Annotated in this window: 24 protein-coding genes; 12 read left to right on the top strand and 12 right to left on the bottom strand. The window is 71.0% G+C overall.

Annotated features, from left to right (window positions below; all coding sequences use genetic code 11):
* Positions 1 to 15: 15 nt before the first annotated feature.
* Positions 16 to 1980 carry a M13 family metallopeptidase gene (locus AC07EJ_RS21805; protein ID WP_389482299.1) on the bottom strand — a complete coding sequence of 655 codons (1965 nt, stop codon included), beginning with the start codon at positions 1978 to 1980 and terminating at the stop codon, positions 16 to 18.
* A gap of 171 nt (positions 1981 to 2151) precedes the next feature.
* On the opposite strand from AC07EJ_RS21805, the gene AC07EJ_RS21800 reads away from it, so the two are divergent.
* Together AC07EJ_RS21800 and AC07EJ_RS21795 are read left to right on the top strand one after the other, a co-directional pair.
* A complete protein-coding gene (locus AC07EJ_RS21800) occupies positions 2152 to 3330 on the top strand; it encodes an FAD-dependent oxidoreductase (protein WP_478884747.1) in 1179 nt (392 codons plus the stop codon).
* Between the two features lie 41 nt (positions 3331 to 3371).
* Positions 3372 to 4076: a TetR/AcrR family transcriptional regulator gene (locus AC07EJ_RS21795; RefSeq protein WP_389482303.1), complete on the top strand. Its 705-nt coding sequence runs from the start codon at positions 3372 to 3374 to the stop codon at positions 4074 to 4076.
* 24 nt (positions 4077 to 4100) lie between these two features.
* On the opposite strand, the gene AC07EJ_RS21790 is transcribed toward AC07EJ_RS21795, so the two are convergent.
* Complete coding sequence (locus AC07EJ_RS21790; RefSeq protein WP_393581827.1) at positions 4101 to 4595, bottom strand: YceI family protein; 495 nt, start codon at positions 4593 to 4595, stop codon at positions 4101 to 4103.
* Positions 4596 to 4998: 403 nt separating this feature from the next.
* Here AC07EJ_RS21790 and AC07EJ_RS21785 point away from each other — a divergent pair, with 403 nt between their 5' ends.
* Together AC07EJ_RS21785 and AC07EJ_RS21780 are read left to right on the top strand one after the other, a co-directional pair.
* Positions 4999 to 5625 carry a hypothetical protein gene (locus tag AC07EJ_RS21785; RefSeq protein ID WP_389482309.1) on the top strand — a complete coding sequence of 209 codons (627 nt, stop codon included), beginning with the start codon at positions 4999 to 5001 and terminating at the stop codon, positions 5623 to 5625.
* A gap of 114 nt (positions 5626 to 5739) precedes the next feature.
* A complete protein-coding gene (locus AC07EJ_RS21780) occupies positions 5740 to 6339 on the top strand; it encodes a uridine kinase family protein (RefSeq protein ID WP_478884746.1) in 600 nt (199 codons plus the stop codon).
* 22 nt (positions 6340 to 6361) lie between these two features.
* On the opposite strand, the gene AC07EJ_RS21775 is transcribed toward AC07EJ_RS21780, so the two are convergent.
* The gene (locus AC07EJ_RS21775) at positions 6362 to 6931 is read right to left on the bottom strand and encodes a PadR family transcriptional regulator (protein WP_389482314.1); all 570 of its coding nucleotides are present in this window, start codon (positions 6929 to 6931) and stop codon (positions 6362 to 6364) included.
* 71 nt (positions 6932 to 7002) lie between these two features.
* Between AC07EJ_RS21775 and AC07EJ_RS21770 the strand changes: the two genes are divergently transcribed.
* From AC07EJ_RS21770 to AC07EJ_RS21750, 5 genes are all read left to right on the top strand, one after another.
* Entirely contained in the window at positions 7003 to 7395 is a 393-nt protein-coding gene (locus AC07EJ_RS21770; protein WP_389482317.1) for a nuclear transport factor 2 family protein, read from the top strand.
* A 173-nt stretch (positions 7396 to 7568) separates the two neighbouring features.
* Complete coding sequence (locus AC07EJ_RS21765) at positions 7569 to 8264, top strand: type 1 glutamine amidotransferase domain-containing protein (protein ID WP_389482320.1); 696 nt, start codon at positions 7569 to 7571, stop codon at positions 8262 to 8264.
* Between the two features lie 219 nt (positions 8265 to 8483).
* Positions 8484 to 9797: an aldehyde dehydrogenase family protein gene (locus AC07EJ_RS21760; protein WP_389482322.1), complete on the top strand. Its 1314-nt coding sequence runs from the start codon at positions 8484 to 8486 to the stop codon at positions 9795 to 9797.
* 188 nt (positions 9798 to 9985) lie between these two features.
* Positions 9986 to 12322: a molybdopterin cofactor-binding domain-containing protein gene (locus AC07EJ_RS21755; protein WP_389482324.1), complete on the top strand. Its 2337-nt coding sequence runs from the start codon at positions 9986 to 9988 to the stop codon at positions 12320 to 12322.
* A gap of 11 nt (positions 12323 to 12333) precedes the next feature.
* Complete coding sequence (locus AC07EJ_RS21750; protein WP_389482327.1) at positions 12334 to 12810, top strand: (2Fe-2S)-binding protein; 477 nt, start codon at positions 12334 to 12336, stop codon at positions 12808 to 12810.
* Positions 12811 to 12843: 33 nt separating this feature from the next.
* On the opposite strand, the gene AC07EJ_RS21745 is transcribed toward AC07EJ_RS21750, so the two are convergent.
* Both AC07EJ_RS21745 and AC07EJ_RS21740 read right to left on the bottom strand, forming a co-directional pair.
* Positions 12844 to 13629: a hypothetical protein gene (locus AC07EJ_RS21745; RefSeq protein ID WP_389482329.1), complete on the bottom strand. Its 786-nt coding sequence runs from the start codon at positions 13627 to 13629 to the stop codon at positions 12844 to 12846.
* Between the two features lie 147 nt (positions 13630 to 13776).
* The gene (locus AC07EJ_RS21740; protein WP_478884745.1) at positions 13777 to 14967 is read right to left on the bottom strand and encodes an MFS transporter; all 1191 of its coding nucleotides are present in this window, start codon (positions 14965 to 14967) and stop codon (positions 13777 to 13779) included.
* A 110-nt stretch (positions 14968 to 15077) separates the two neighbouring features.
* On the opposite strand from AC07EJ_RS21740, the gene AC07EJ_RS21735 reads away from it, so the two are divergent.
* A complete protein-coding gene (locus AC07EJ_RS21735; RefSeq protein ID WP_389482334.1) occupies positions 15078 to 16229 on the top strand; it encodes a serine hydrolase domain-containing protein in 1152 nt (383 codons plus the stop codon).
* A 34-nt stretch (positions 16230 to 16263) separates the two neighbouring features.
* Here AC07EJ_RS21735 and hemC read toward each other — a convergent pair whose 3' ends face one another.
* Positions 16264 to 17199 carry a hydroxymethylbilane synthase gene (hemC, locus tag AC07EJ_RS21730; protein WP_389482336.1) on the bottom strand — a complete coding sequence of 312 codons (936 nt, stop codon included), beginning with the start codon at positions 17197 to 17199 and terminating at the stop codon, positions 16264 to 16266.
* Between the two features lie 166 nt (positions 17200 to 17365).
* On the opposite strand from hemC, the gene AC07EJ_RS21725 reads away from it, so the two are divergent.
* Positions 17366 to 17899: a GNAT family N-acetyltransferase gene (locus AC07EJ_RS21725; RefSeq protein WP_393581822.1), complete on the top strand. Its 534-nt coding sequence runs from the start codon at positions 17366 to 17368 to the stop codon at positions 17897 to 17899.
* On the opposite strand, the gene add is transcribed toward AC07EJ_RS21725, so the two are convergent.
* The 3 genes from add to AC07EJ_RS21710 form a co-directional block, all read right to left on the bottom strand.
* Complete coding sequence (gene add / locus AC07EJ_RS21720; protein WP_478884744.1) at positions 17860 to 18891, bottom strand: adenosine deaminase; 1032 nt, start codon at positions 18889 to 18891, stop codon at positions 17860 to 17862. The two genes, AC07EJ_RS21725 and add, sit on opposite strands and share 40 nt — an antisense overlap.
* A 17-nt stretch (positions 18892 to 18908) precedes the next feature.
* Complete coding sequence (locus tag AC07EJ_RS21715; RefSeq protein ID WP_478884743.1) at positions 18909 to 19868, bottom strand: nucleoside hydrolase; 960 nt, start codon at positions 19866 to 19868, stop codon at positions 18909 to 18911.
* An 88-nt stretch (positions 19869 to 19956) separates the two neighbouring features.
* A complete protein-coding gene (locus AC07EJ_RS21710) occupies positions 19957 to 21384 on the bottom strand; it encodes an MFS transporter (RefSeq protein ID WP_389482347.1) in 1428 nt (475 codons plus the stop codon).
* Between the two features lie 137 nt (positions 21385 to 21521).
* Between AC07EJ_RS21710 and AC07EJ_RS21705 the strand changes: the two genes are divergently transcribed.
* Positions 21522 to 22316 carry a GntR family transcriptional regulator gene (locus tag AC07EJ_RS21705; protein ID WP_389482350.1) on the top strand — a complete coding sequence of 265 codons (795 nt, stop codon included), beginning with the start codon at positions 21522 to 21524 and terminating at the stop codon, positions 22314 to 22316.
* Between the two features lie 121 nt (positions 22317 to 22437).
* Here AC07EJ_RS21705 and AC07EJ_RS21700 read toward each other — a convergent pair whose 3' ends face one another.
* The 3 genes from AC07EJ_RS21700 to AC07EJ_RS21690 form a co-directional block, all read right to left on the bottom strand.
* Entirely contained in the window at positions 22438 to 23082 is a 645-nt protein-coding gene (locus tag AC07EJ_RS21700) for a GOLPH3/VPS74 family protein (protein WP_478884742.1), read from the bottom strand.
* Between the two features lie 131 nt (positions 23083 to 23213).
* The gene (locus AC07EJ_RS21695; RefSeq protein ID WP_389482354.1) at positions 23214 to 23903 is read right to left on the bottom strand and encodes an alpha/beta fold hydrolase; all 690 of its coding nucleotides are present in this window, start codon (positions 23901 to 23903) and stop codon (positions 23214 to 23216) included.
* An 89-nt stretch (positions 23904 to 23992) separates the two neighbouring features.
* Entirely contained in the window at positions 23993 to 24895 is a 903-nt protein-coding gene (locus AC07EJ_RS21690) for a polysaccharide deacetylase family protein (protein ID WP_362902842.1), read from the bottom strand.
* Positions 24896 to 24944: the final 49 nt, after the last annotated feature.

Raw genomic sequence — 24944 nt, 5'->3', positions numbered from 1 at the left:
CGCACCACGGGCGCGCTACCAGATGCGCACGCGGTCCGCCGGATCGAGCCACAGACCGTCGCTGTCCGACGTGTCGAACGCGTCGTGGAACTCGTCGAGGTTGCGCACGATGTTCGCGCGGAACTCCGGCGGCGAGTGCGGGTCGATCGTCAGGTACTGCTGCTCCTGCTCCTTGCGCCGCTTGGTGCGCCAGCAGTACGCCCAGTTGAGGAACAGCCGCTGGGAGCCGGTGGTGGCCCCGTGCTCCGGCGACGGGGTGTCGCCGAGCGAGATGACGTACGCCTTGTGACCGATGGTCAGGCCGCCGAGGTCGCCGATGTTCTCGCCGACGGTGAGCGCGCCGTTGACGGTCTCGCCGGGCAGGTTGCGCGGCGAGAAGCCGTCGTACTGCTCGATGAGGGCCTTCGACTTGGCCTCGAAGGCCGTCTTGTCGGAGGCGGTCCACCAGTCGTTGAGGTTGCCCGCGCCGTCGTACTGGGCGCCCTGGTCGTCGAAGCCGTGGCCGATCTCGTGGCCGATCACGGAACCGATGCCGCCGTAGTTCTCCGCCGGGTCGGCGTCGGGCGCGAAGAACGGCTTCTGCAGGATGCCCGCGGGGAAGCAGATCTCGTTGGTACCCGGGTTGTAGTACGCGTTCACCGTCTGCGGCAGCATGAACCACTCGTCACGGTCGACCGGCGAGCCGATCTTGGCGAGCTCGCGGTCCGTCTCGAACGCCGCGGCCGCCTGCGCGTTGGCGAGCAGGTCGTCCGCGGTGACCTTGAGCTTGGAGTAGTCGCGGAACTTGTCCGGGTAGCCGATCTTGGGACGGAACGTGGCGAGCTTCTCGTACGCCCGCTCCTTCGTCTCGTCGGTCATCCAGTCGAGCTGGGCGATCGACTGGCGGTAGGCCTCGAGGAGGTTGGCGACGAGCTCGTCCATCATCGCCTTGGACGCCGGCGGGAAGTGCCGGGCCACGTACTCCTTGCCGACGGCCTCACCCATCGCGCCCTCGACGAGCGCGACGGCGCGCTTCCAGCGGGCGCGCAGCTCCGGGGTGCCGTTGAGCGTGCGCCCGTAGAAGTCGAAGTTGTTCTGCACGAACGCGTCCGAGAGGTACGGCGCCGAGGCGCGCAGCACGCGCACCAGGACCCAGTCGCGCCACTGCTCGATCGGGAACTCGGTCAGGACCTGGGAGAGGTGCGCGAAGTACGACGGCTGCCGGACGCAGGTCTCGGCGATGGTCGCTTCGGTTCCGCCGATGCCGACGGTGTAGGCGTGCCAGTCGAACTCCGGTGTCAGGGCCTTGAGTTCGTCCAGTGCGGTGAGGTTGTACGTCTTCTGCACGTCACGGGTCTCGGCCCGCTCCCAGTGGCCCGCGGCCAGCTTGGTCTCGATGGCGAGGACCGTCCGCGCGGCGGCCGCGGGGTCGGCGTGCTGGGCGAGCTTCAGGAGGTCGGCGAGGTAGGTGACGTACTTGTCGCGGATCTCGGCGAACTTGTCGTCCCGGTAGTACGACTCGTCGGGCAGGCCGAGGCCGCCCTGTACGACGTTGACGAGGTAGCGGTCGGAGTTGCGGTCGTCGGTGTCGACGTACGACCCGAAGAGGCCGGAGCCGCCGACGCGCTCGAAGCGGCCGAGGAACGTCGCGAGGCCCCGGAGGTCGGCGATGGCCGCGACCTCGTCGATCAGCGGGCGCACCGGCGCGAGCCCGAGCGCCTCGATGGCCTGCTCGTCCATGAAGGAGGCGTAGAGCGCGGCGATCTTGCGCGCCTCGCCGGAGTCGGCCGAGGTCGCGTCGGCTCCCGCCGCGAGTTCCTCGATGATCGCCTTGACCTGCTCCTCGGCGGTGTCGGCGAGCTGCACGAAGGGGCCCCAGCTCGAGCGGTCCTCGGGGATCGGCTCGGTGTCCAGCCAGTGGCCGTTGACGTGGCCGAACAGGTCGTCCTGCGGCCGGATCTCGGGGTTCATACCCGGGCGGGCGTCATCAAGAATGCTCATCGACGCAGCTTATGCGAGGCGCGGCCGGGACGTTTCGTAATCCCCCGGGCCCGGCTCCCCGCGAGATTTCACGAACACGTTCGTTAAAAACTTGTTCGTAACGAACATGTTCGTTACGGTCGTGGCGAGGCCCCGGAACAGCGGGCGCCACCCCCGCCCCGAGGAGCAGCCATGACCACCACCACCCATCACCCCATCGCGATCGTCGGAGGAGGCCTCGGCGGCCTCGTCCTCGCGCGCGTCCTGCACATCGGCGGCGTCGAAGCGGCCGTCTACGACCTGGAGGCCTCGGCGGCCGCCCGCCCCCAGGGCGGCATGCTCGACATGCACGTGGAGTCCGGCCAGGCCGCACTGCGCGCCGCGGGCCTCTACGAGGAGTTCCTCGCCGCCATCCACCCGGGCGGCGAGGCCATGCGGATCATCGACAAGCACGGCGCCGTGCGCATGGAGGAGAGCGACGACGGCGGCACCGACGGCCGGCCGGAGGTCAACCGACACGACCTTCGCGACATGCTGCTCGCCTCGCTGCCCGAGGGCACCATCCGCTGGGGCGCCAAGGCCACCGGCGTCCGCCCGCTGACCGGGGGCCGCCACGAGGTGACCCTCGCGTCCGGCGAGACCTTCACCGCCGATCTGCTCGTCGGCGCCGACGGCGCCTGGTCCAAGGTCCGCCCGCTGCTCTCCGACGCACGCCCCGCCTACTGCGGCATCTCTTTCGTCGAGGCGTACCTCGACGACGCGGACACCCGGCACCCGGAGAGCGCCGTCGTCGTCGGTGGCGGATCGCTGTTCGCCCTCGGGGACGAGAAGGGCTTCCTCGCCCACCGGGAGAGCGACGGCCGACTGCACATCTACTGCGCGCTGCGGGTGCCCGCCGACTGGTTCAGCACCAGCGGCGTCGACTTCACCGACGCCGAGGCGGCCAAGGCCCGCATCCTCACGTCCTTCGACGGCTGGGACGAGCGGCTGCGCGGGCTCATCGGTGACGCCGACAGCGCGCTCGTCCCGCGGTCCATCCACGCCCTGCCCGTCGGACACCGGTGGGACCGGGTTCCGGGCGTGACGCTGCTCGGCGACGCCGCCCACCTGATGTCGCCGTTCGCCGGTGAGGGCGCCAACCTGGCGATGCTCGACGGCGCGGAGCTGGCCGCCGCGATCCTGGCGCACCCCGGGGAGACCGAGAAGGCCCTCGCCGTCTACGAGGAGGCGCTCTTCCCCCGCAGCGAGCACGCCGCGGCCGAGTCCGCCGACAACCTCGACGTCATCTTCCGTCCCGACGCACCCCAGGGCCTGCTCGACATGTTCGCGTCGTTCCGCGAGGAGGCGGAAGCCGCGGGAACAGGTTCGTGACGAACTTGTTCGTCACGAACCTGGATCGTTACGGTGAGACCGTGTCCCCCCAGCCCGCAGCACCCCGCAGCCGCCGAGAGCGCCCGGCCAAGCCCGCCCTGACCCGGGACGGCATCGTCGCGACCGCGGTCGCGATCATGCGCGCCGAGGGCCTCAAGCGCGTCACCATGCGCCGTCTGGCACAGGAGCTCGACACGGGCCCGGCCTCGCTCTACGTCTACGTGCGCAACACCGCCGAGCTGCACGCGGCCATCCTGGACGAGCTGCTCGGAGCGGTCGACCTCTCCCCCGCCACCGCTCCGGGTCACTGGCAGGACCGTCTCGTGCGGATCCTGTCCTCTTACACCGCGGTGTTGTTCGAGCATCCGAGCCTGGCCCGGTCGGCGCTGGTGGCGATGCCCTTCGGCGAGCACTATCTCGACCTGCTCGAAGCCCTTCTCGCGCTGCTCGCCGAGGGCGGCGTCCCGGACGCGCAGGCCGCGTGGGGCGTGGACGCCCTTTTGCAGTACGCCACTTCGACCGCGGCCGAGCAGTCGACCCGCAACGGGGGCGAGGACGCCCAAGGCGACTGGGACGCGCTGACCACCGCACTGCACGACGTGTCCGCCACCACCCACCCGCGCCTCGCGGCGCTGGGTGACGAACTCCTGTCCGGGCCGGGCGAGGCCCGCCTGGGCTGGGGCCTGCGAGTGCTGATCAACGGGATGCCGCACACTCCGAGGCCGTCCACCGCCGACACCCCGTGACCCGGAACCGCCTGTCACGGCAGGTCAGCGCGTCGCCCTGACGTCCAGGCGCACGGTCAGCCGACGCCCGGTCATGCCCTTCGCCGTGGTCATGCCGAAGGCGTAGCGGTCCACGACGGCCGACCCCACGACAGACAGTCGGCGGCCCTCGACAGTCACACTCTCCACGGTGACGTCGACCCGTCGGCTGACACCCAGGACGGTCAACTCCCCTGCCAGGACCGGCCCGTTGGACCCCACCTCGACACCTTCAGCGCGGAACACGATTTCGGGGTGGGTGGCCACATCGAGGTAGTCGGCCGACCTGACGTGTTCATCGCGGCGCGCCACACCCGACTCGAACGTGTCCGCTCCGATCCTGACGTCCACCGTGGACTCCTCGACAGGTCCGACCACGTCGATACGTCCCCGCGTGATCCGGAAGCTGCCCCGCACCGGGAACAGCCCGAAGACCGTGCGCGTACGGAAGTTCACGCTCGACGCCGCAGGATCGATCTCGTACGTGCCGCTCTCGGGCACAGGATGTTCTCCCACTCGCGATGCCACCATGACCTCCATCGGTCTCGTCGCCGCCGGCGCGGCGGCCGACCTCAGCATCTCCGGCGGCGGACGGCACGCGGCAGAGCGAGATGTCGTCACCCGACCGGTACAAATGTCACCCCTGACGGCCAATGCACAGGTGCCGCGCGTGCCACGCCCACCCGCAGCGAGCAACTGCCGGGCCACATAGGGGTGTTGGTGTTACGCACACCCCTTCCGACACGCTCCCGGCACGCCTCGAAGCGCCCCGCACGGCCTTACATGGTGTCATCCCACCAACACTGCTCAGGGGCAATGCACCGAAGGACCGTGCACAAGTGTGTGTGGTGTGAGTACCCTTCGGCACCAACACACAGCCCCACAGCACAGGAAGCGGGCAGCCATGTCGGACAGCAACACGCTCAAGTCCCAATACTCCGCCCAGGTAGAGGCAGACCTCGAGCGCAACGCCAAGGAACAGGAGCGCGTCGCCGCCGAGTTGGCCGCGCTTCAGGAGCAGCTCCAGACACTGGACCACGACCGCACCCTGCTCGTGGGGATGCGCGAGGCGCTCTCCACTCAAGGCGCGGCAGCAGTGGCCGGGGAAGCACCGGTCACGCCGCAGGCGGCGCCTCCGGTCGAACTCCCCAAGGCACGCAAGCCGAAGGGCGAGAGCGCGGCACCCAAGCAGCGCGCGAAGAAGGCCGACGGCAAGAAGGCCGCCACGAAGAAGGCACCCTCCGTGGCGCAGCCCCGCACACCCGGCTCACCCACCCTGCGCGAACTGGTCCTGAACCTCATCACCGCCAGCACCGAGCCGCGTTCGGCCGCCGAGGTCACCACGACGCTCGCCGAGACCCACCCGGAGCGCAAGGCCGGCGGCACGGTCGTGCGCAACACCCTCGAATCGCTGGTCGCCCGCGGGCAGGCCGAGCGCACCAAGCAGAACAAGTCCGTGTTCTACACCGCCATTCCGGCCGCGGCCAAGCCTGAGGACGCCGACAAGAAGGACGCACCGGCGAACGCCTGAGACAGCATGGCAGGCGCCAGGTGGGTGCGTGCGATGCCTACGGTGCGTGCGGTGCCTGCGGTGCCTGCGAAAATCCCGGTGGCCGCCGGACAATCGCCGCTATCGTGCGCCCTCATGGAACCCACCCCTGAGACGTACACAGCGCTGGCGACCCGTATCCAGGCGGCGCCGCCGCGGTGCGGCCCGGTCAGGCTCGTCGCCGTCGACGGCCCGTCGGGGGCGGGCAAGAGCACGTTCGCCGAGCGCCTGGCCGGGGCACTCGGCAGCGCGCGCATCGTGCACACGGACGACTTCGCGTCGTGGGACGACCCGTTGGGCTGGTGGCCCCGCCTCGAGGAGCAGGTGCTCCAGCCACTGGGAAGCGGGGTGGCCGGCCGGTTCCAGCGCTACGACTGGGTTCGCCGCGAACTCGCCGAGTGGCACGACGTCCCCGTCGGCCACACCGTCGTCCTCGAAGGTGTGTCGACGGCGCGCCACGCCGTCGCCGACCGTCTCACCTGCGCCGTGTGGGTCGAGACGGGTCGGACGGTGCGTCTGCGCAGGGGCCTTGCCCGTGACGGTGAGGACGCGTTGCCGCAATGGCGCCGGTGGATGGCCGCGGAGGACGAGCACTTCGCCCAGGACAGGACGCGCGAGCGGGCCGACGTGGTGGTCGACGGCAACCCGCTCACCGCACCCGCCGATCCGGCACACACCTACATGCGGCTGCGCTAGACACCCCTCTGCGTACGGGAGTTCAGGTGCGGCCTGCACGTGACGTGCGGCGGGCCAGGATGTCCAGGACGCGCTCGCCCCACCGGAGGTTCTCCTCCTCGAAGGAGCGGCCGCGCATCAAGGTCAGGTAGGGGCCGATGCGTTCGGCCTCGCGCAGGTACGTGTCCTCGTCACGCCCGTTCAGGAGCCGCTCCCGAAGGCGTTCGTAGCGGGCCAGTTTGCCGCGCGCCCACCCCATGCGCTCCTCCACGAGCGCGCGTACGGCGTCCGGGTCCGCGCCGTCCGAGGCCTGGATCTTGACCATGAGTTCGTCGCGGATGGCGGTGGGCCTCGGAGGGGCGACCACGAAGTCGTCCAGGGCGGCACGTCCCGCGTCGGTGAGCGTGAACATCCGCTTGTTCGGCCTGCGTTCCTGCGGCACGACCCGCGCTTCGACCAGGCCGTCCACGGTGAGGCGCTCCAGCTCGCGGTAGAGCTGCTGCGGGGTCGCGGACCAGAAGTTGGCCACCGCCACGTCGAACACCTTGGCCAGGTCGTACCCCGACGCCTCGCCCTCGAGGAGGGCCGCGAGAACCGCGTGCTTCAGAGACATCTGGACACGCTAACACCAGCGCGACTAATCTCATCCGCACCTACTCAACAAATTGACTATGGAGCGCGCGCATGCAGGCATTCCGCAAGGCCGTGGAAGCGAACGACCCCGACGCCGTCGAGGCGCTCCTCGCCGAGGACGTCGTGTTCACCAGCCCGGTCGCCTTCCGCCCCTACCCGGGCAAGGCGATCACCGCCGCGATCCTCCGCGGCGTCACGCGGGTCTTCGAGGACTTCCACTACGTACGGGAGATCAGCAGCGCCGACGGCCGCGACCACGCCCTGGTCTTCGTCGCCCGCGTCGGCGACCGCGAGGTCAACGGCTGCGACTTCATCCACCTCGACGAGAACGGACTCATCGACGACCTCACGGTCATGGTGCGCCCCCTGTCCGGCGCCGAGGCCCTCTCCGAGGCCATGGGGGCGCAGTTCGAGCGGATCCGGCAGGAGGCCGCGGGCGCGTAGCCACGCCGCCACCGCGTGCGGGCCGGCCGGGCGCGGCGACGAGGACGAACGGGGAGACCCGTCCTACGGTCGGTGCCATCGCCACGCTGACGATCCGAGCACAGAGCGTCAGACGTTCCGCGATCCGAACCCGCCCTCCGGGCCCGCGGGCCCGCACCCTCGGAGCACCCACCATGTCGAAGATCCTTTTCGTAGTCACCGGCGCCACCCACTGGACGCTGGCCGACGGCACCCTGCACCCGACCGGCTTCTGGGCCGAGGAGGCCGTCGCCCCGTACGAAGCCTTCAAGGCCGCGGGCCACGACATCGTCGTGGCCACGCCCGGCGGCGTCGTCCCGACCGTGGACAAGGGCTCCCTCGCGCCCGAGTTCAACGGCGGCCAGGAAGGCGCGGACCAGGTGGCCGCGGCCCTCGCCTCCTTCACCGAACTCCAGCACCCGGTCAAGCTGGAGGACGTGCACCTCGACGACTACGCGGCGGTGTTCTACCCCGGCGGCCACGGCCCCATGGAGGACCTCTCCGCCGACGCCGACTCGGGCAGGCTCCTCACCCTCGCCCTGGAGACGGGCAAGCCGCTCGGCATCGTCTGCCACGCCCCGGCAGCCATGCTCGCCGCGATCAAGGAGGACGGCAGCAACGCCTTCGCCGGGTACCGGGTGACCGGCTTCACCAACACCGAGGAGACCCAGGCCGGCTTCGCCGACAAGGCGAAGTGGCTGCTCCAGGACCGGCTCGTCAACGCGGGCGTGGACTTCCAGGAGGGCGAGCCCTGGGCCCCGAAGACCGTCGTCGACCGCAACCTGGTCACCGGCCAGAACCCGTCCTCCGCCGCCCCGCTCGCGGCCGAGCTCCTCGACAAGCTGGCCTGACGGCGACATCGCCTCCGCCAGGGGCGTGCTCCTTCTCAGCCCCGTACCCGTGTGCACCTCGCGGGTGACAACGCCCGGCGGGGCGCCGCCCGGATCCGCGCCCGGCCCCGCGTGACCGACGAGACTGTGCCCCCCGTCCCCAGGCCACCGCCGGACGCTCCCCCCACCCCTGACCTCCTGCTCGACACCCGCCGAGCACCCCTCCACAGGAGACCCCTCGTGACCGACATCGAAGACCTGGTCGCCCGCCTCCGCGCCACGTTCGTCAGTGGCCGCACCAAGCCGCTCGCCTGGCGCAAGGAGCAGCTCACCCGGCTGCGCGCCATGTTCACCGAGCACCGAGGTGACATCGCGGACGCCCTGTACACCGATCTGCACAAGCCGCGCGCCGATGCCTTCGCCACCGAAATCGACTTCCCCGTAAGGGAGATCGACCACACGCTGAACCATCTCGACGAGTGGCTGCGCCCCCGTCCCGTGGCCTCCGGCGCGCTCGCGGGCCTGCCCGACGGATCGGCGGCCGGAACGCAGTACGACCCGCTGGGCACCGTCCTCATCATCGCGCCGTGGAACTACCCGGTGCAGCTGCTGCTCGTGCCCCTCGTCGGCGCGCTCGCCGCCGGCAACACCGTCGTCCTCAAACCGAGCGAGGTCACCCCGGCGACGTCCGCGCTCATCGCACGCCTGGTGCCCGAGTATCTCGACCAGGAGGCCGTCGCGGTCGTCGAGGGCGGCATCCCGGAGACCACCGAGCTGCTCGCCCAGCGCTGGGACCACATCTTCTACACCGGCAACGGCACGGTCGGCCGCATCGTCATGCGGGCCGCCGCCGAGCACCTCACCCCGGTCACCCTCGAACTGGGCGGCAAGTCACCGGTGTTCGTGGACCGCGACGTCGATCTGAACCGCGTCGCCGAGCGCCTCGCGGGAGCCAAGTTCCGCAACGCCGGGCAGACATGCGTCGCCCCCGACTACGTACTGACGGACCCGCAGACCGCCACCGCGCTCGCCGCCGCACTCGCCAAGGCGGTCGAGGCGATGTTCGGCACCGACCCGCAGTCCTCGGACGCGTACGGGCGCATCGTCAACGAGCGGCACTTCGACCGGGTGTCCGCGCTGCTCGACTCCGGGACGACCGCCTTCGGCGGGCACACCGACCGCGACGACACCTACATCGCGCCGACCGTCCTCACCGGTGTGAAGCCCGACGAGCCGGTCATGCAGGAGGAGATCTTCGGTCCCGTCCTGCCCATCGTCGAGGTCGCCGGGCTCGACGAGGCGATCGAATTCATCAACGACCGCGACAAGCCGCTCGCCCTCTACGGCTTCACGCAGAGCGAGGACACCCGGCGCCGCCTCGCCGACGAGACGTCCTCCGGCGGCATCGGATTCGGGCTGCCGATGGCCCATCTCCGCATCCCCGAGCTGCCGTTCGGCGGCGTCGGAGAGAGCGGTCTCGGCAACTACCACGGCCCGCACTCCATCGCGACGTTCAGCCACCGCAAGGCCCGGCTCGACGTGCCGCTGGGCTGAAACCGGCCGGGCGGGGCGGGGCCCGGCGGCCCGCCCCTCTCGCAGTCGCGAGCCGTGAGGCTCAACCGGCCCGCATACGCGAGTGTGTGGCGTTCATGTGGAGCTTGCCCGCACCGTGTACACCGCCCGCCTCCCGCGCCCTAGGCTCCCCGGTTGATCACCTCAATCCGTGCGCCGGGAGGCACCCCATGGCAGAACAGAGCCGTTCGCCACGCGAACCCGCACAACCCGATGGCCCCGGCGGTCCCGGACGGCGGCGGGTGCTCGCCTATCTGCTCGCCGCACCGACGCTGGCGGTCGGTGCGCGCATCGGCCTGGACGCCGTGGGCGGTGAGTCCGCAGAAGCCGCGGTGCCCTCCCTGCCGCAGCCGGAGGAGCTCTTCGACCTCGGTGACATGCAGAACCTGGCGGCGGCGCCCACGTCCGGTCTGATCTCCGTCCAGGTGCACGCCGACGGGACGGCGTCGTTCGCGGTTCCGCGCGCCGAGGTGGGCCAGGGCATGACGACCGCGGTCGCCATGATGATCGCCGAGGAGATGGACCTCCCGCTGGCGAAGGTGCGGGTGTCGCTGGCCGACGCCCGCCCGGAACTCCTGATGAACCAGCTGACGGGCGGCTCCAACTCGATGCGCAGCATCTACCTCCCGGTCCGCTCGGCCGCGGCTGTCGCCAGGCAGCGCCTCGTCGCCACGGCCGCACAGCAATGGGGCATACCGGAGTCCGAACTGACCACCCGGGACGGCGTGATCACGCACGGCACCGCCAAGAGCATTACGTACGGCTCGCTCGCCGGGGCCGCTGCCAGCACGCGCACCGTGACCGCCTCCGCCCTCCTCAAGGCGACGTCCGACTTCACGATCCTGGGCACGCCGCAGAACCGCGTCGACGCACGCGACATCGTGACCGGCGCCAAGAAGTTCGGCATGGACCTCCACGTGCCCGACGCCAAGCCGACGATGGTGCGCAGGCCGCCCACGGTCAACGGCACGGTGGTCTCCGTCGCGAACGCCGACGCCGTCAGGAACATGCCGGGCATCACCGACGTCGCCACCGTCGAGCACGGTGTCGCGGTACGCGGCGAGACCTTCGGCCAGTGCATCGACGCGCTGCGGGCGCTCGACGTGACCTGGGGCCCCGGCACCGTGGACAAGGAGTCGGACGACACCGTCCTCGCCAAGCTCAGGGCCGCGGCGCTGCCCATGGTCGTACCGCCGCTCCTCACCAAGAAGATCGACGCCGAGTTCACCTTCGCGTTCGCCAGCAACAGCCCGCTGGAGCCGGACAACGCGATCGCCGACGTGCGCTCCGACCGGGCCGAGATCTGGGCGAGCCTCAAGGTTCCGATCGTGGCGCAGCGCGACATCGCCGACCGGCTGGGGCTCCCGCAGACGGCTGTCACGGTGCATGTGGTGGAGGGCGGCGGTTCGTTCGGGCGGCATCTCTTCCATGACGTGGCCGCCGAGGCCGCGGAGATCTCGCAGAAGATGGGCAAGCCGGTCAAGCTGTCGTGGTCGCGGACCGACAACTTCCGGCAGGGCAGGACCCACCCGATGTGTGTCTCCCGGGTGCGCGCCACGTACGCGCTCGGCAATGTCGTGAGCTACGAGCAGCGTCACACCAGTTCGCAGACCGACTTCGGGCACGGGCTCGGAGAGATGATCACGTCGACTGCGGCGAAGCTCCCCGTGGCCGGCAACCTCACGTTCGCCGAGACCATCTTCCAGCTGACCCAGTCCACGCCGTACAACTTCGGTGTCACGACACAGCTCCTCAACGAGGTGCCGCTGAAGTTCAACACCGGCAGCATGCGCAACATCTACTCGCCCAACGTGGCGTGCGCGCGCGAACTCGTCGTCGACCAACTGGCCGCGAAAATGGGCAAGGACCCCGTCGCGTTCCGCCGCGAGTTCCTCAAGGAGAAGCGACTGCGCGCCGTCCTGGACAGGGCGGCCGAGGCCGGGGAGTGGGGCAGGGCGCTGCCCGCCGGAGTCGCCCAGGGGATCGCCCTGCACACGGAGTACCGCGGCGCGGTCGCCTCGCTCGTCGAGATCGACTGCCGGCCCGAAACGGTGAACCGGAAGGTCCGGGACGGTGTCACCGGCCCGCGTGTGACCCGCGCACTGATGGTCGTCGACGCCGGATTCGCCATCAACCCCCGTGGTCTGGAAGCCCAGATGATGGGCGGCATGAACGACGCGCTCGCGATGGCACTCACCTCCAGCCTGCACATCAAGGACGGCATCCCGCTGGAAGGCAGCTGGGACCACTACTTCTACACGCGGCAGTGGAACACCCCGCCCGAGCTGCGCGTCATCGTGATGCCGGCCACGGGTGACAAACCGTCAGGGGCGGGCGAGCTGGGTGTCGCGCCCGCGTTCGCCGCCATCGCCTGCGCCTACGCCCGCGCCACGGGCACACTGCCGACGAGCTTCCCGATCAACCACTCCACTCTCTCCTTCGACCCGCTGCCGCTCGAACCGTCCACGCCCCAGTCCCCCACCGACGGTCTCGACCGCGCCTTCTGAGGAGCCCTGTCATGCCCAGTCACACCTTCAAGCTCAACGGCGAGCAGATCACGGTCGAGGCCGAGGACGACGTGCGGCTGCTGTGGGTCCTGCGTGACCTGCTCGGCGTCACGGGACCCAAGTACGGCTGCGGCCTCGGCGTGTGCCAGGCCTGTACGTCGCACATCAACGGCAAGGCGTTCAACCCGTGTTCGGTGCCGGTGGCGAAGATCGGCCCCGACGACGAGGTCACCACGATCGAGGGTCTGCCCGCCACCGTGGGCAAGGATCTCCACCCGATGCAGGAGGCCTGGCTCGACCTCGACGTCGCACAGTGCGGCTACTGCCAGCCGGGCCAGATCATGACGGCGGTCGCCAAGGTCCGGCAAGCGGCGGAGGCCGGCCGCGACATCACCGACGCGGACCTCGACGAGATCCGCAACATCTGCCGCTGCGGCACGTACACCCGGATCCGCGAGGCCATCAGGACGGGCGCCAAGAACATGTGAACGCCCCTCGTGGGCCGCCCCGGCGAAAAGAACCTAGGTCAGCGGCCGGGGCGGTGCGGGTCCTCTGCCGACGTCGCGTACGAGGTCGAGGCCAAGCACCCGGTCCACGTACGCGAAGGTCTCGAAGAGCGCTCCGGCCGGGGCGTCCCCGGAGTGCTCGAGGCGGTGCAGCGTGCGCAGCACCCCGGGCAGGTCGAGGTTGTCCTCGAGGCAGTCGCTGATGCTGTCGCGGGCGGGGCCAGGCATCGGCCGGGACGGGCTGTCCGCCCAGGTGGCCACCGCGTGCCGCCAGCGCAGGAGCGTGTGATGCGCGGCGGCCACCGACGCGGGCGCGAGGCGGAGCGGCTCGGTGCGCGGCTCGGTCAGCAGCGCGAGGCGCAGGGCCAGGGGGTCGTCGGCCCTCTCCACGACGTCGGCGGCATGGGCGTCGCCGACGGCGAGCCGGATGACGTCCCCGTCCACGTCGTTCGGTGCTTCCTCGCTCCGGCTCACCCGGACGGCGAACGGCCCGCCCAGCTCACCCTCCACGCCCCGCTCGTCGCCGTGCGCGGCGGCCGGATGCATGCCGAGCTCGGCGGCCCGCGCCTGGAGCGCCGCCCGCCGCTCGTCGGCCCCGTCCGGGCAGATCAGCCCCGTGTACGCGATGGTTCCCGACAGTTCCAGTACGCGGGTCAGGACGTCGGCGACGAGCATCGCCCGTACGTCGGAAAGCGCCTCACCACCCTCGGGAAGCGCCACGGGTACGCCGATGCGCACCACGCTCCGGTGCATCACCGGAGCGACAGGAAGGCCCGAGCAGGCATCGACGAGGCGCAGCATGGCGCGAAGCCTATGCGCAACTCCCTCCGCGCGCCGAGACGTGCGGCCGAATCAGGACCTCGCGCGTCGCGGATCCCGGGTCCGGGGGCGGCGTTCCGTCCGAACTGACCTGCCCCGCCGAGGTGTTGGCTGGGCTGTTGGGGGCTGTCATGTGCGGCGGAGGCTGATGCCGGTGACGGCCAGCAGGAGGAGGGCCGCGGCCTGGATCGCGGCCACCACGGCGATCAGCACAGGGATCGAGACGTCGTAGAGCACACCCGTGAGTGCCCCTCCGGCGAACGCGGCCACGCCCACGACCGCGGCGAAGACACCGTACGCCGTCGCCCTGCGGCCCGGCGCGACGAGATCGGCCACGACGGCGCGCACGGTGGACTCCTGCACACCGGTCGCCGCGCCCCACACCAGAGACCCGAGTACGACCGGGGCGAGGGAGTCGGTGAACGCGAGCGCGGGCACCGCCGCCGAGAGGACCGGCAGGACGATCAGGACACGGGGCCCGACCCGGTCGTACACCCACCCGGTCGCCAGCGCGGCGAGCGCGTCGACGGCCATGGCGGCCGCGTAGAGCAGGGGGACGGCGGCGGTCGGGACGAGCCCGCGCGCGACGAGGTGGAAGGAGAGCACACCGAACGTCGCGAAGCCTGCCATCGTCGCGGCGGTGAAGGACGCGTACACCCAGTAGGCGCGCGGCAGTCGGGCGCCGGGTTGCGGCTCCTCGGCCTTGGGTGTGACCGCGCGTTCGTAGGCCGCCGGGTCGGGGACCTGGCGCCGCAACCATACGAGCAGGACGAGTACGGCGACGCCGGGCACCGCGAGGACCGCGAGCGTGGGCCCGTAGTCGTCACCCGTGAGCGCCAGCATCCCCGCCACCGTCAGCGGGCCCAGCAGCGCGCCCACCTGGTCCATCGCCTCGTGCACCGCGAAGCCCTTGCCGCGCCCGGTGGCCGCCGCCGCGTGGGAGAGCAGCGTGTCCTTGGCGGGTGAGCGCACCGCCTTGCCGACCCGCTCGGCGATGACGAGCGCGCACGCCGCCCACAGCACTCCGGTCACGCCGAGCGCGGGGACGCTGGCCACCGTCAGCGCGTAACCGGCGATCGCCCACCCCCAGAACCGGCCGCTGCGGTCGGCCAGCGGTCCCGAGCCGAGGCGCAGCAGGAGCGCCGCGGCCTCGCCCGCGCCCGTCACGACGCCGACGACGGCCGCGGAGGCGCCCAGCGAGGCGAGGAGGGGGCCGGTCACCGAGCGGGCGCCTTCGTAGACGAAGTCGGCGAGGAGGCTGACCGTCCCGAACCAGACCACGAACCGCCAGGGCCTCATCGTTGTCGCCTCTTGGGTCATCCGGCTTCCTCACCGCCGCCTTTCGGGTGCGTCGACGGCGCCCCGACCGATGATTCCGCGCCGTGTGGGGAGTCTCCCCTCCGACACCCCACACTCAAGAAGGTGGATCGATGACCAGCTTGCAGGACGTTCTCGCGCCGCACGTCCGTGACGGTTCGCTGCCGGGGGCGGTGGCGCTGGTGGCCCGTGGTGACCGGGTCGAGGTGGAGACCGCCGGTTCGACCGCCCTCGCAGGCGGCGTACCGATGGCCCGGGACTCGATCTTCCGGATCGCCTCGGTCACCAAGCCCATCGTCGCCGCGGCCGTGATGATGCTGGTCGACGAGGGGAGGATCGCGCTGAACGACCCGGTCGACCAGTGGCTTCCCGAGATCGCGAAGCCTGTTGTGGTCCGCACGCCGGAGGCTCCTGCCGACGACGTGGTCCCCGCGGCCCGGCCGATCACGGTGGCCGATCTCCTGACGTTCCGCGCGGGGTGGGGCTTCCCGTCCGACTTCTCGCTGCCGGCGGTCCAGTCACTGTTCGGGCTCCAGAAGAACGGACTCTCCCCTCAGCTCGTCCCGCCGCCCGGCGAGTGGATGGCGCACCTCGCCCGTATCCCGCTGCTCAACCAGCCGGGTGAGGCGTGGCTGTACAACACCTGTTCCGACATCCAGGGGGTGCTGATCTCGCGGGTGACGGGGAGCGCGCTGCCGGACTTCCTGGCCGAGCGGGTCTTCGAGCCGCTCGGCATGACCGACACCGGGTTCATGGTGCCGGCCGGCAAGCTCGACCGGTTCACCACGTCCTACCGCCCCCGCCCGGAGGGCGGCCTGGAGCAGGCGGACGCCCCCGACGGACAGTGGAGCAGCCTGCCCGAGTTCCCGTCCGGCGCGGGCGGGCTCGTCTCGACCGCGGACGACTGGCTCGCCTTCGCCAGGATGCTGCTCGCGGAAGGGGTCGCGGGCGACCGGCGCCTTCTGTCGGCCGACGCGGTGCGGCAGATGACGACGGATCATCTGACGCCTGCCCAGCGCGAGGCCAGCGGCCTGTTCACGGAGGGGCAGGGCTGGGGCTTCGGCGGCTCGGTCGACGTGGCGCCCATCAATCCGTGGAACGTCATGGGCCGCTACGGCTGGGTCGGCGGCACCGGAACGGCGGCGTATCTCGTCCCGTCCACGGGCGCGGTCAGCATCCTGCTCACGCAGGTGGAAATGACCGGCCCCACCCATCCCGCGCTGATGCGCGACTTCTGGCGGTACGTGGCCGCCGAGGCCGCCTGACGGTCGGGCGAGGCCGATCGCGTCGGCCGGCGTTTCAGTGCGCGATCGAGTCGATCAGCTCACGCGCTCCCTGCCGCAGCAGGGCAACGGCGACCGAGGTGCCGAGGGTGGCGGGGTCGAGAGGGCCGGCCCACTCGTGGGCGTTGAGCACGGTCTTCCCGTCCGGGGTGAACACACAGGCCCGCAGCGAGAGATCACCGCTGCGCTCCGCCCTGGCGAACCCGGCGATGGGGCTGTTGCAGTGTCCCTGGAGCACATGGAGGAACATGCGCTCCGCACTCGCCTCACGGTGGGCTCCGGGGTCACCGAGACCGGAGATCGTGTCGATCAGGTCGGTGTCACCCTCACGGCACTGAAGAGCCAGGATCCCGGCGCCGATCGGCGGGCACATGACCTCCGGCGAAAGGATCTCCGTGATCACGTCCGTACGTCCGATGCGTTCGAGGCCGGCGGCGGCAAGCAGGAGCGCGTCGGCGTCGCCCGCCGCGAGCTTCTCCAGGCGCCGGTTCGCGTTGCCGCGCATCGGCACGCACTCGATGTGCGGATACGCGGCGGCGAGCTGGGCGATGCGCCGCACGGACGAGGTGCCGATCCGGGTGCCGGACGGGAGTTGGTCGAGCGTCAGGCCGTCCGGGTGGATGAGGGCGTCCCTGATGTCGTCCCGCTTGAGGAACGCGGCGAACACCGTTCCGGCGGGCAGGGGCCGGTCGGCGGGCACGTCCTTGACGCAGTGCACCGCAAGGTCGGCCTCACCGGCGAGCAGCGCGGCGTCGACCTCCTTGGTGAACGCCCCCTTCCCCTCGACCAGGGACAGGTCACCCATCCACTTGTCGCCGGTCGTCTTGACGGGGACGACCGTGGTGCGGATTTCCGGATGCAGGGCGGCCAGTTCGGCGCGTACGCGCTCCACCTGGGCCAGCGCCATGGGCGAGTCGCGGGAGACGATTCGGATCAGTTCAGGGGCGGACATGGCCTCCACCTTAGAGGGTCGTGTCCGCCCCGCCCGCGTGACGTGTTCAGCCGTCGCGCGTGAACTTGTCACCCGTCACCGTGACCTGTGCCGATGTGCGCGACTCCGGCTGTCCGTGGTGGTCCTTCTACTATGGCGGCGGCGATCGGACGAGAGGCGAGAATCCGTGGACACGAGCCAGGCACTGCACACCGACGGCGACATCACGGTCCGCAAGGGAGGGGCCGAGTTCATCGACGGCCTCGCGCCCCTGTGGCTCGCGCTGCACGCCCATCACCGGTCCGTGCAGCCCGGGTTCACCTACTTCCCCGACGCGGACTCCTGGGAGCTGCGCCGCGATTGCTACCGGCGCTGGATCCTCGACGAGGGCTCGTTCGTGCTCCTCGCCGAACGGGACGGGCAGGCCGTCGGCTACGCCTTCGTACAGATCGAGGAGGGCCCCGACGACACCTGGGTGACCGGCACCCGCATCGCAGAGCTCCAGACACTGTCCGTCCTGCCGGCCGAGCGCGGCCACGGCATCGGCACGCTCCTGCTCGACCTGGTCGATGCCGAACTGGACCGCATGGGCGTCGCCGACCTCCTCATCGGCACACTGGCCGCGAACACGGGGGCGCAGCGCCTCTACGAACGCCGGGGCCTGCGGCCGGTGTTGGTGCACTACGCCCGGTTCGCCGCCGACGACGCGAAGCCTGCCTGAGCGCGGGCGCCGGCTGCCGTGTCCCGATCCGAGCGACGCCGCAGCGCGGCCCGGGTCCCGTCGTCCATGAATCCGGCCTCGACGGCTGCCAGCCCGACGGCCCTGAGCGCGGGTGCGTCGAAGCCGAGGTCGCGGGCGAGGAGCCGGTACTCGTCACTCAGGAGCGAGCGGGTCTGCATGGGGTTGTCGTCGCCGAGCACGACAGGGATCCCGGCCTGGCGGAAGCGGGGCGCGGGGTGGTGCAGGAGTGAACTCGTCGCGCCCGTATACCAGTTGGATGTCGGGCAGACCTCGACGGTGATGCCTGCGCCCGCCGCCCACGCCATGGTCTCGGCGTCGTCCGCGATGTGGGTTCCGTGGCCGATGCGGCTGACGCCGAGGTACTCGACCGCCTCGCGCGCGGCGGAGGCCGGGCCCGCCTCGGCGGCGTGGCACGTCAGCCCGAGACCGGCCGCGCCCGCGGGAGCGAACGCCCCCGCGTAGGCGCGGACGTCGGGGTGGAGGGCCTCGTCGCCGGCGAGATCGAAGCCGACGACGCCGTCGCCGGCGTGGCGGGCCGCGGCACGGGCCACCTGTTCGTTGAGTTCCGTCCCGTGGTGGCGCAGGGCCGCGACGACGATCCCGGCGGGCATCCCGGTGGCGGTGACGCCCTCGCGCAGCCCCTGGCAGGCGGCCGCGATCACGTCGTCGAGGCCGAAGCCGGGCCGGACGTGGGTGGCCGGCCCGAAGCGCAGTTCCAGATAGTCCTGGCCGTCGGCCGCCGAGTCCTCGACGGCCTCACGGGTGATGCGGGCCAGGGTCTCTCCGGTGTCGAAGAACGGGTACGTGGCCGCCACCTTCGCCAGGTAGACGGTCAGGTCGGCGGGGCCGTCGAGCCGGATGGCCGTCTCCCAGCCCTGCTCGGGTTCCACGAGCCCGGCGCGCCGGGCCAGTTCAGCCGCGGTGGACGGGCGGACCCGCCCTTCCAGGTGGGTGTGCAGGTTGATCAGCATGACGTATCCCGCGGTGGTCAGAGGGCGAGCATGCGCTCGGTGAGGTGGGCGGCCACGTCGGCGTCCGTGGCGAGGACGACGCGGCAGCGTGCGCCCGGCTGGTCCGGGAAGCCCTGGTGGGCGCCGCGCAGGTCGCAGATGGTCTGGCCGCGGCCGGGTCCGTCGGTGTCGTCCACGCTCACGTGCACGCGCGGGGCGAGGCTCGCCACGACTCCGCCGGTGGCTACGGCGGCGGCCAGCGGGTCGTGCGCGGCGCAGCACGGGCGGCCGAACGTCTGGACGTAGAAGGCGAAGTAGAGGTCGAGCATCTCGCCGAGTGCGCGCGCCAGGGGGCGTTCCGACTCCAGGAGTTGCGTGCGGTGCGACTCTTCGAGGGTGTGCGAGAGGGTCACGTCGAGGGGGACGAGGGTGATGTCCCAGGGCGCGGAGAGGACCGCGTTGGCCGCCTCGGGGTCGTTGTAGACGTTCGCCTCGGCGACGGGCGTGACGTTCCCGGAGACGAGTCCGGCGCCGCCCATGATGGTGATGTCCTCTACGAGGGACGGGAGTTCGGGGTCGAGCTTGAGGGCGGCCGCGATGTTCGTGAGGGGGCCGGTGGTCAGGAGCCGCAGGCGGCCCCCGTGGGCGCGGGCGAGACGGACGATCATCTCGGGGCCGCTCTCGGCCTCGGGTGCGGCCTGGGCGTCGGCCACTTCGATGTCACCGATGCCGTTCACGCCGTGGATGTGGGGGACGCCGCCGGGGAAGGTGCCCGCGAGCGGGTCGTGTTCGCCCACGGCGACGGGTATCTCGGGCCGCCCTGCCAGTTCGAGGAGCGCGAGGGTGTTGCGGGCGGCCTGCGTCGAGTCGACGTTGCCGCTGACCGTACCGATGCCGACGAGGGAGATCTCGGGCGAGGCGAGGAGGTAGGCCAGGGCCATCGAGTCGTCGATGCCCGTGTCGCAGTCGAAGTAGAGCGGCTGGGGCGCGTTGTTCATGTGGTTCTCGGCTTCCTTGTGTACGTGCGGGTTCGGGGAGGTCAGGGTTTCAGCGGTGGTCGGTGCGGAGTTCGGGGAGCTCGGGGTCTCAGTCGCGGTCGGTGCGGGGCGCCGCGATGAACAGGCTGGTCCCGAGGGCGAGGACGGTGATGGCGACCGAGATCCACAGGGCGGTGGCATAGCCGCCTGCCGTGGCGCGGGCCGCGTACGGGGCGACGATGCCGATGCCGAGACCCGCGCCGATGCCGAACGCGGCGCCGTTCAGACCCGGGAGCGCCGCGGGGGCGTCCTTCGGTGAGAGGAGGACGCCGAGCCCGTTGAGCGTCGTGAGGACCAGGCCGTTGTACGTGATGCCGAGGAACGCGACCGCCCCGAGGACGAGCCACTTGTCGAGCGGGAAGGCCGCGACGGCGCAGAGGGCCACGATGCTCAGGACGAGGCCGGCGCGCAGCGTGATGAGCCAGCCCTGCTTGCCCGCGAGCCATCCGGCCATCGGCGCGGCCCCGAGACCGATGAGCGCGGCCGGGGTGAGGAAGAGCAGGGCGGAGTCGGTCGCCGAGAGGCCGAAGCCGGTGTCGGGGTTCTGGCTGATGACGACGACGGTGAAGTTGATGACGGCGAAGACGCCGGACAGGACGAGCACCGTCGTCGTGACGAGCGGCCACATGCGGCGGGACTTGAGGTGGGCCAGGGAGACCAGCGGGGTGGCCCGGCGGCGCTCGACGAGGCCGAACGCGAGGGCGGAGACGAGGGTCCCGGCGAGGTAGCCGAGGGTGCTCGGGCTCGTCCATCCGTCGGACGAACCGTGCGACACGAAGTACGTGACGCAGTACAGCGCGACGGACAGCGCGCCCGCGCCCCACCAGTCCATGCGGCCCTGGGTGACCGACGGCCGGTCCTTGGGGATGAACAGCGCGACACAGACGGCCGCGAGGACACCGACCACCAGGATCACGGCGAAGATGGCGCGGAACCCGTAGCGGTCGGAGAGGGCGCCGCCGAAGAATCCGTCGACGCCGCCGACGCCGCCGTTGATGGCGGTGAGGACTCCGAGCGCGGCGCCGAAGACCTTCGCGCTCAGGCGTTCGTTGAGGATCACGTACGCGATCTGGAAGGCGGCGCTGGACGCGCCCTGGAGGACCCGGCCGATGAGCAGGACCGGCAGGTTGGGGGCCAGGAAGCAGATCAGGGTGCCGATCGCCGTGACGGTGAGCACCGCGACGAGGACCTTGCGCCGGCCCACGAAGTCGCTGATCCGGCTGAGGACGACACCACCGATGGCGCCGGCCAGGAAGAACAGCGAGGACACCTGGGCTATGTCGTCCAGGCTGCCGCCGAGCCTCCGGGCCATGTCCGGCAGGGCGGGCGTGACCATGCTCGCGTTGAGCTGGAACGAGATCACGCCGAGCAGCAGTGTGGCGACCAGGCCCACGACCTGCGCACCGCGCAGGGGCGGCGCGTCGGACGCGGCTTCGAGGCCGGCGCTCTCCCTGTTCTGCACACCGTGAGTAACCATGTTGGACACCTTGATTTCGTAGCGTCGCCGCCCGGTTGATGTGTGATGTTATACCTCTCGGTCCGACATGCGTCCAGAGCCGTGGTTCTGCGGCTACGCTGGTCCCCCAATCCAGCAGCACGGCCTAGTGAGGTGCAGTGGTCGCGACCGTCGACAACTTCGACGACTTCTTCGCTCAGCCCTTGACGGTTCCCCTGGGGCAGCCGCGACGTGTGGCGGTCTACTCACGCCTCGCCGCCGGCATCCGCGCGCAGGTCTTCCCGCTCGGCTCGCTCCTGCCGAAGGAGAGTGACCTCGGCACCCGCCTCGGCGTCAGCCGCACGGTCGTCAGGGAGGCCCTGATGCTCCTGGAGGAGGACGGCCTCATCCACACTCGGCGCGGTGTCGGCCGTTTCGTGGCGCCCGAGTTGCCCCGCGCGGGCCTCGAACGGCTGCGGCCCTTCGAAGAGGTGCTCGCCTCCCAGGGCAAGACCGTCGGTGTGGAGAACCTCCAGGCGACCATCCAGCACGCGACGGACTTCGTCGCGGGCGGCCTCAAGCTGGACCCCGATGCGAACACCTGGTTCTGGGAGACCCGTCTCACGCGCGACGGCGAGCCGGTGGCGCTCGTCCAGGAACACATCCCCGCCGGGCGCGACCTGCGCGACATCAGCCCGCTGCTCGCCGAGCGCCTGCGCGACGCCCAGGATCCGGGCCGCACCCTGTTCGCCGTGATGACGGACATACTCGGCCCCGTCTTCGGACCGGGCGAGTGCGCGATGACGGCGGGCGTCGCGGGGGCCACGCGCGGACGCCTGCTGTCCCTGGCCCCCTCGGCTCCGCTGCTCATCCTGACCCAGACCGCACAGCACGGCGGCCGGGCGGCCTATCTCGCGAAGTACATCGTCCGCGCCGGTGAACGGCTCTCGATCAATCAGCCGCCGCAGTCATAGGCCATTCCATTCCCAAGTGAGCGTCTGTAAGGGGCTGGTGGCCCAGTCGTCGCACGGGCGCGGGCACAGGCGCAGGCAATTCGACCGGCGCGCCCCTTCGGACCGTGGCTGAGGAGCCGACTCAGCCGCCGCCCAGCCCGCCCTGCGCGGCCACCATCGTCATGCCGAGTCCGCCGACCGCCTTGCCCAGACCGGGGGCCACGGCGTCGAGCCGTCCGGTCAGTTCCTCGATGCGGTCCTTGCGGGCGTGGGCGTCCGAGCGGGAGACGACCGACCGGATGCCGCCGACGGCGGCCAGGGCCACCAGCGCGGCGTCCTCGGGCGCGATCCGCGCGGCGGGCCCGGTGCCGTGCAGCAGTCCGGCCGCCGTGGCCTGGAGCGAGGTGACGGCGGAGGCGTCCCGCACCGTCACCTCGCGCCGGGACCGGCCGAAGGACTTCTTCTCCTCCACGGCCAGCACGCCCTGGGCGGCGAGCCGATCCTCGACCGCGTGCAGCGTCTCCTTGCGGTCGCGCTTGATCCAGGACTTCCAGCCGCGCCGGTCACTCGCGACGTGGCTGAGCGTCAGGTCGAGGACCGGGTCCCCGGTGGGTCCCGGCGTCGCGACCGACACATCGCCGCCGGAGCCGACCAGGTTCCCCCGGATCGCCAGCTCGGCCAGAACGGCGGCGCGGAGCAGGAACCCGGTCCTCGTGCGGTCGTAGAGGGCGTGGGCGGCGGTGTCGTAGGCCGTGAGGTAGACCCGGCCGTACAGAGTCTGCGTCATGGCATAGACGCTACGGCGATCACGACCGTGCGTGCTCCGCCCAGCGGGTGGAAGGGCGCTGGGCGGAACGGGTGAGTCGACCGTGTGCTCATGCTGAAAGGTGAGTCACGCCACCGGGGCGCCGGCGGGCGTCAGGCGCACTCCTTGGCGTAGGCCTCCAGCCGGTCGGCGAGCTCCATCGGGTGGCTCAGCGCCGCCAGATGCCCGCCCGGCACCTCGTCGGGCGTGATGCCGAGCCGGTCCTCCGCCACCCGGCGCTGGAAGTCGGCGGGGAAGAAGCGGTCGTCGCGGCCGGTCACCACCCGCGTCTCCACCGCCGGCCACACGTCGAGGGTGAACGGCGTGGCGAAGGCCGCCTCGGACTCCTCCGTGGCGTGCTCCGCCGACGCGTCGATCTCGGCCTGCGACAGGTCGTGCAGGAAGTACGTCTCCAGGTCGGTCTCGGCGTCGGGGTTGCGGCCCTCGCGCACGTCGTTCGCGCGACGGGCCTCTTCCTGCCCGGTGTGGGCCCACCACTCCCCCGGTGTCTCGCCGGGCCGGGGGATCATCCCGTTGACGAGTACGAGGAGCGACACGGGCAGGCGCGGGCAGACCAGCGGCGCGGTGAACCCGCCGAGGGACTGCCCCACGACCACCAGGTCGGTCCGGTCACCGACCGCGTCGACCACCGTGTCCACGTACTCCGGAAGACCTGCCCGGGTGTCGTCTCCAGGGAGGTCCACGGAGACGACGTCCCACCCCCGGCGCATCAGCTCGTCACCGACCCCGTGCCAGTACCAGGCCGAGCCGCCGGCTCCAGGGATCAACACGTACGTGGTCATGGTGCACCCTCCACGATGGGACCGTCCGTCTTCTGTGCGACCGTCGTGCGCACGACGGTCGTCTCTCTGACTGTCGGCCCCCGCGGAACTCACCGCATGTCGGCGGGCCGCTCCTTGGACTCGAACGGGAAGCGGCGGCGGAAGTCGTCCGCCGCGTCCTCCAGGGTGCAGAAGGAGACACCCTCGTGGGCCGAGACGTAGGCGATGAAGCGCTCCAGCATCAGCAGCACCTGGGGACGCCCGGAGACGTCCGGGTGCAGGGTCACCGGGATGACCGCGTAGTCGAGCTCGCGGTGGACCCAGTCGAACTGGTCCTTCCAGTCCTGTTCGAGCGCCCGCGGCGACACATAGCCGTGGCTGTTGTGGGAGTGCTTGTTGAACATCATGGGCGGGAGGTCGTCCACGTACCAGTTGCCGCAGAACTCGACGAGGTCGACCTCGTGCCCGTGGATGAGGGGCTTCATCCAGTCCTTCGCCTCACCGGCGTAGTCGATCTTCGTCCAGGAGTCGCCGACGCGGGCGTAGAAGGGGGTGAAGTCGCGGTAGTTCTGGGAGTGGTCGTAGGAGAAGCCGTACTTGTGGAGCAGCGCGGCGGTGGACTCGGACATCTCCCACCAAGGGGCTACGTAGCCCTTGGGCCTGCGGCCGGTGAAGCTCTCGATCAGCTCGACTGACTTGGCGAGGACGTCCTCCTCCTGCTGCGGGGACATCGCGATGGGGTTCTCGTGGCTGTAGCCGTGCGCGCCGATCTCGTGGCCCGCCTCGACGATCATGCGGGTCTGCTCGGGGAACGTCTCGATGGAGTGCCCGGGTATGAACCACGACGTGCGGATGCCATGGCGTTCCAACAGCTTGAGCAGGCGTGGGGTGCCGATCTCGCCGGCGAAGACGCCGCGCTGGATGTCGTTCGGGGAGTCCTCGCCTCCGTAGCTGCCGAGCCAGCCGGCGACGGCGTCGACGTCAACTCCGAGGGCGATCTTGATGTCCTTCATGGGGCGGCTCCTAGGGTCTTTCGTTTGGGTCGGGCCGGGTCAGGGAGCG

It is taken from the genome of Streptomyces sp. NPDC045026 (assembly GCF_056432625.1).
This window is presented reverse-complemented; position numbering and strand designations above follow the sequence as displayed.